The organism is Sphingobium algorifonticola (genome assembly GCF_004005485.1).
GTDB lineage: Bacteria > Pseudomonadota > Alphaproteobacteria > Sphingomonadales > Sphingomonadaceae > Sphingobium > Sphingobium algorifonticola.
In genome coordinates, this window is the sequence record NZ_RZUL01000027.1 from 1 (window position 1) to 4598 (window position 4598).

Annotated in this window: 3 protein-coding genes; 1 reads left to right on the plus strand and 2 read right to left on the minus strand. The window is 62.5% G+C overall.

From position 1 onward, the window contains the following. Window positions 1-110 precede the first annotated feature (110 nt). Window positions 111-896 carry an SDR family NAD(P)-dependent oxidoreductase gene (locus ENE74_RS17955; protein WP_004213209.1) on the minus strand — a complete coding sequence of 262 codons (786 nt, stop codon included), beginning with the start codon at window positions 894-896 and terminating at the stop codon, window positions 111-113. Further along, window positions 893-1444, minus strand: a complete 552-nt coding sequence (locus ENE74_RS17960; protein ID WP_004213210.1) for a recombinase family protein — start codon at window positions 1442-1444, stop codon at window positions 893-895. Before ENE74_RS17960 ends, ENE74_RS17955 begins: the two co-directional genes overlap by 4 nt. A gap of 139 nt (window positions 1445-1583) precedes the next feature. Between ENE74_RS17960 and ENE74_RS17965 the strand changes: the two genes are divergently transcribed. Further along, on the plus strand, window positions 1584-4541 hold the full coding sequence (locus tag ENE74_RS17965) for a Tn3 family transposase (RefSeq protein WP_031286087.1): 2958 nt from the start codon (window positions 1584-1586) through the stop codon (window positions 4539-4541). Window positions 4542-4598 lie beyond the last annotated feature (57 nt).

Sequence of the window (4598 nt, forward strand, 5' to 3'; positions counted from 1 at the left end):
GGGGTGACTACACGAAAGTGACGTATCTGCACGCTAAGGGCGAACAAATCCGGTACGATGCCAGCAGATGCTATTCGCAGGCTTTCCTGCCCCTTTTATGTGGTGCCGCCCTACGGGCGCCGATATGGGAGGGCGGCAATCCGATTGACCAACGATCGAGGTAGAACCCTGCTCGCCAAATATGTGAGCTGGTTGCCCATCCCCGGTATGGCGAAGGATTGCCGATAAACCAGAGCGTGGACTGCATGGGCCGCGCACCGGTCAACGTCCATCAAACCCAACCTCCCCCACTTCAAATCGCTGAGGGCAGCCATGTCTGTGTCGATTCCACCGGGTGCAAAAGACCCAACACTCACTCCCGTCCCGGCAAGCTCCACGGAAAGCGCTCGCATGAGGGTGCTTACATAGGCTTTCGACGCGCCGTAGACCGCTTGGAAGGGCACGGATGTTTCGCCCGCCAGGCTCGACACGGCGATTACTGAGGATTCAAACGGCTGCTCCCTGAAAATCGCAATCAGGCGAGCCAGCAAATCCGTGAAACCGAGTATGTTTGTTTCAATTACCTCGGCATAAGTGTCGGCACGGCCTGCATCAAATGAACCAACGCTCGTCATTCCGGCAACCAACAAAGCGGCTGTTACTTGCAATTCTGCAACCTTAGCCGCGATTTTCTCCCTGCCCTCGATTTCACGTTGATCAGCCACTATAATCTCGCACGGCACATTGAACCGCTCGTCAATTTCGGTCTGTAGCTCCCGCAAGTTGTCGAGCCTTCGTCCAACAATCAGGGGCTTGGCCTGGTACGATGCCGCCAAGCGGAGGGCGGACGCTCTGCCCAAACCGGTCGAAGCCCCTGTGACCAGCACCCACGAGTTCTTGATCGCCAGCGGTTTCACGCGTTTTCCAGAGCCTTGTATAGGGCGGTTTTGCCGATCTTGAGCCGGGCCGCCGCCTCACGAACAGTGAGGCCCGCTGCGATATGCGCCCGCGCTTTACGTAGTTTGTCGGGGGTAACGACAGGCCGGCGACCACCCTTGTTGCCCCGCTCGCGTGCGGCCTTGAGGCCGGCATGAGTGCGTTCACGGATCAGGTCACGCTCGAATTGGGCCAGCGAGCCGAAGATGTTGAACACCAGCATGCCGCCCGAAGTGGTGGTGTCGATATTCTCGGTGAGTGAGCGGAACCCGATGCCGCGCGCCGCAAGCTCGCCGACCTTCTCGATCAGGTGGCTCATCGAGCGGCCGAGGCGGTCGAGTTTCCAGACCACCAGCGTGTCGCCGGGGCGCAAATAGGCGAGCGCTTCGGTTAGGCCAGGCCGATCGGCTTTTGCCCCGGATGCGTGATCGTCGAATATACGGTCGCACCCGGCAGTGTTCAGCGCGTCAAGCTGGAGCGACAGCTTCTGGTCTGCGGTCGAGACGCGCGCATAGCCGATCAGCGCCACATGATGCCCGATCCTGTCCGTTTTCCCGTCATTATGCGATCTTGTCCGAATCGCCGTTACAGGTCCAGAGTTAACGGACATATTCCTGTTGGCCGCCAGAGGACCGTCTGACGGACACGCAAAGCGAAGGAGATGATGCTTGGCGAGACGGCGACTGGTGAGCCTGGAAATCTGGGCGAGGCATTATGGCGCGCCGCTCGATGAGCGCGAGATCGCGCGTCATTATACGCTGACCAGCGACGACCTGGAAATTGTCGGCCGCCGTCGCGGCGATGCCACCCGGCTCGGCTATGCGATGCTCATGCTATATATGAGATGGCCTGGCCGTGCGCTGGAAGCGGGCGAAGTCCCGCCCGCTCCTGTGCTCGCCTATGTGGCGCAGCAACTCGGCGTCGCGCCGGCAGCCTTCGCGGATTATGCCCATCGGGACCAGACCCGTCGCGAGCATCTCGTCGAAATCCGACGATCGCACGGGTTCAGGATTTTTGACCGCAACGCTTTCCGTGAAGTTGTCGCCTTCTCGGTCCCAATCGCGCAGACCATCATACACCCCGGCCAGATGGCAGACGTCATCGTCGATGAACTCCGGCGCCTGCAGATCCTCCTGCCTTCTCCGTCGATTCTCGAAGCGGTGCTGCGGCGGGCGCGCCAGCAAGCCGAACAGCTTACCTATGAAGTGCTCACGAATGGCCTGCTGCCTGACACCCTTCAGGGCCTGGACGATTTGCTGGCCCGACGACCGGGGCAGGTCGCGACATGGCTATCCTGGATGCGCAATGCGCCACAATCGCCGGCAGCGCGCAACATCCTGCGCCTGATCGAACGGCTCGCCTATATCCGCGCGCTGGGCCTCGATCGCGCCCGTGCCGACATGATCCCGGCTTTGACTTTTGACAGGCTGGCGGACGAAGGCAGCCGCATCACACCCCAGCACCTTGGCGAACTCAATGCCCTGCGCCGCCATGCGACGCTGGCGGCAACCGGCATCCGGCTTGAGGAAAGCCTGACCGACGCCACCCTGACGATGTTCGACAAGCTGTTGGGCAGCATGGCGCGCCGCGCCGAGAACCGGACCCGCGACAAAGCCCTCAAGACGGTGCGCGAGTTGCAAGGCCACCTCCGGACGCTCACGGGGTCTTGCCGCCTCCTCATCGACGCGCGCAGCAAGGGCGTGGATTCTCTGGCGCAGATCGAGGCGCTGGACTGGCAGCACTTCGCCGTGGCCGTCGAGCAGGCCGAAGTGCTCGGGCGACCGGAAACCGTCGATCGCACCGCCGAATTGATCGAGCGGCATCGGACGGTGAAGCTCTTTGTCGGCGCTTTTCTCAACGCCTTCGAGTTTCGCGGCGCCGGCGCGGTTCAGGGGCTCCTGTCAGCGCTGGCCATCATCGCGGAGCTATATCGGACCGGCAAACGGCGCTTGCCTGATCGCGTGCCGCTACGCTTTGTGCCGCCCGCATGGCGCCCGTTCGTCCTGCGGGATGGCATCGTTGATCGTGCCGCTTATGAACTATGCGCCTTGTCGCAACTACGCGAGCGGTTGCGAGCCGGGGATATATGGGTCGCGGGAAGCCGGCAGTTTCGCGATTTCGACAGCTATCTCATACCGCCGGCGACCTTTGCGGCGCTGCGCGAGAAGGGGCCGTTGCCGCTCGCCATCGAAACGGATTTCGAGCGCCATATCGAGGAACGGCGCACCAGGCTCGACACGGCGATCGAGCAGGTAACGGTCCTTGCACGGCAAGGGGAGCTGCCCCAGGTTAAGCTTGACGAAAACGGTCTCATCATCTCGCCGCTGAAGGCGGCAACACCGCCCGCCACCGAGATTGCCCGTCGCGCCGCCTATGATCGACTGCCGCGCGTGAAGATCACCGATCTTCTGCTGGAGGTCGATGCCTGGACCGGGTTCAGCGAATGCTTCATCCATCGTCGTTCGGGCCGGGAAGCCGACGATCGCAATGCGCTGCTCACGGTCATCCTCGCCGATGGCATCAATCTCGGCCTCACACGCATGGCGGAAACCTGCCGGGGCGCAAGTCTGCGTCAGCTCGCCCATCTTCACGACTGGCACATCAGCGAAGCCGCCTATGGCGAAGCGTTGGGAAGGCTGATCGACGCCCATCGCGCCATGCCGCTCGCCGCGCTGTGGGGAGACGGCACCACTTCGTCGAGCGACGGACAGCAATTTCATGCCGGGGGCCGTGGGGCCGCGATCGGCGACATCAACGCGCGCAGCGGCAACGAACCAGGCGTTGCCTTCTACACCCATGTCTCGGATCGATATGACCCCTTCGCAAGTCGGGTGATCGCGGCGACCGCTGGCGAAGCGCCCTATGTGCTGGATGGCTTGCTGTATCACCAGACCGGCCTGACGATCGAGGAGCACTACACCGATACGGGCGGGGCATCGGACCATGTGTTCGGCCTCATGCCCTTCTTCGGCTACCGCTTCGCGCCGCGCCTGCGCGACATCAAGGAGCGTCGTTTACACCTCCTTCCCGGCCAAGAATCCGGCCCCTTGCTTGCCGGCATGACGGCCGAACCGATCGCATTGGGTCATGTCGCGGCGCATTGGGACGAACTGCTGCGGTTCGCCACGTCGATCCGCACCGGCACCGTCACTGCTTCGGCAATGCTGCGCCGCTTGTCCGCCTATCCGCGACAGAACGGACTGGCCCTCGCACTACGCGAGCTGGGCCGCCTCGAACGCTCCATTTTCATGCTCGACTGGCTGCGCGACATCGACCTGCGCCGGCGCACCCAGGCGGGCCTCAACAAAGGCGAAGCCCGCAACGCGCTCGCCCGCGCGCTCTTCTTCAACCAGCTCGGCGAACTGCGCGATCGTCGGTTCGAGAACCAGACCTATCGCGCCTCCGGCCTCAACCTGCTCGTCGCCGCCATCATCTTGTGGAACACTCGCTATCTCGAAATGGCGCTGGCGGACATCGGCACAGCCGACGAAATCGCACGCCACATCGCGCCATTGGGCTGGGAGCATATCTCGCTGACCGGTGACTATAGCTGGAATGTTGAAGATCAACCCGATCCGGACGCCTTGCGACCGCTGCGCGCCGTCAACTCCCTACTTGCCGCGTGACGTTCGCTATCCGTTCGCCCTTTCCGTGCAGATACGTCACTTTCGTGTAGTCACCCC